This window comes from Bradyrhizobium sp. STM 3843 (assembly GCF_000239815.1).
In the GTDB taxonomy this organism is placed as follows: Bacteria; Pseudomonadota; Alphaproteobacteria; order Rhizobiales; family Xanthobacteraceae; genus Bradyrhizobium.
Genome location: NZ_CAFK01000243.1, coordinates 1 through 1062 on the forward strand (window position 1 = coordinate 1; position 1062 = coordinate 1062).

The following is a 1062-nucleotide window of genomic DNA, read 5'->3' on the forward strand; positions in this document are numbered from 1 at the left end:
GGCCGTTTCCCGCATGCGCTCTGGCATTCGCCTGAGGGCAAGCGGGACGTCGTGATCTGGTGCTCGAACGATTATCTCGGCATGGGTCAGCATCCGAAGGTCATCGGGGCCATGGTGGATGCGGCGACGCGGATGGGCACCGGGGCCGGGGGCACCCGCAACATTGCCGGCACCAACCATCCNTGATCGAGTTGGAGCGGGAGCTTGCCGATCTCCATGGCAAGGAGGCGGCGCTGGTATTTACGTCCGGCTACGTCTCCAACGAAACGGGAATCTCCACCATCGCCAGGCTGCTGCCGAACTGCCTGTTGCTGTCGGACGCGCTGAACCACAATTCCATGGTCGAAGGTGTCCGCAAGGCCGGGACCGAGAAGCAGATCTGGCGGCACAATGATACGGCGCATCTGGAGCAGCTGCTGCNGCCGCCGATCCTGACCGGCCGAAGCTGATCATCTGGAAAGCCTGTACTCGATGGATGGCGATGTCGCGCCGTTGCATCGCATCTGCGATCTGGCCGAACGCTATGGCGCGCTGACCTATGTCGACGAGGTGCATGCGGTCGGCATGTATGGGCCGCGCGGCGGCGGCATTGCCGAGCGCGACGGCGCGATGAACAGGATCGACATCCTCGAGGGCACGCTGGCCAAGGCCTATGGCTGTCTCGGCGGCTATATCGCGGCCAATGCCAACCTGATCGACGCGGTGCGCTCCTATGCGCCCGGCTTCATCTTCACCACCGCGCTGCCGCCGCCGGTCTGCGCCGCTGCAACGGCCGCGATCCGGCACCTGAAGACTTCGCAATGGGAGCGCCAGCGGCACCAGGATCGCGCCGCGCGGCTGAAGGCGGTGCTGCAGGCCGCGGGACTGCCGGTGATGCCGAGCGACACCCATATCGTCCCGGTGCATGTCGGCGATCCCGAAAAATGCAAGAGGGCGTCCGACCTGCTGCTGTCCGAGCACGGCATCTACATCCAGCCGATCAACTACCCGACCGTGCCGCGTGGGCTGGAGCGGCTGCGCATCACGCCGTCGCCCTATCATGATGATGGCCTGATCGACGCG

1 pseudogene is annotated in these 1062 nt (G+C 65.3%); it reads left to right on the forward strand.

The features are described 5' to 3' along the window. Window positions 1-1062: pseudogene (gene hemA / locus BRAS3843_RS25140) on the forward strand (5-aminolevulinate synthase); the annotation flags it as partial.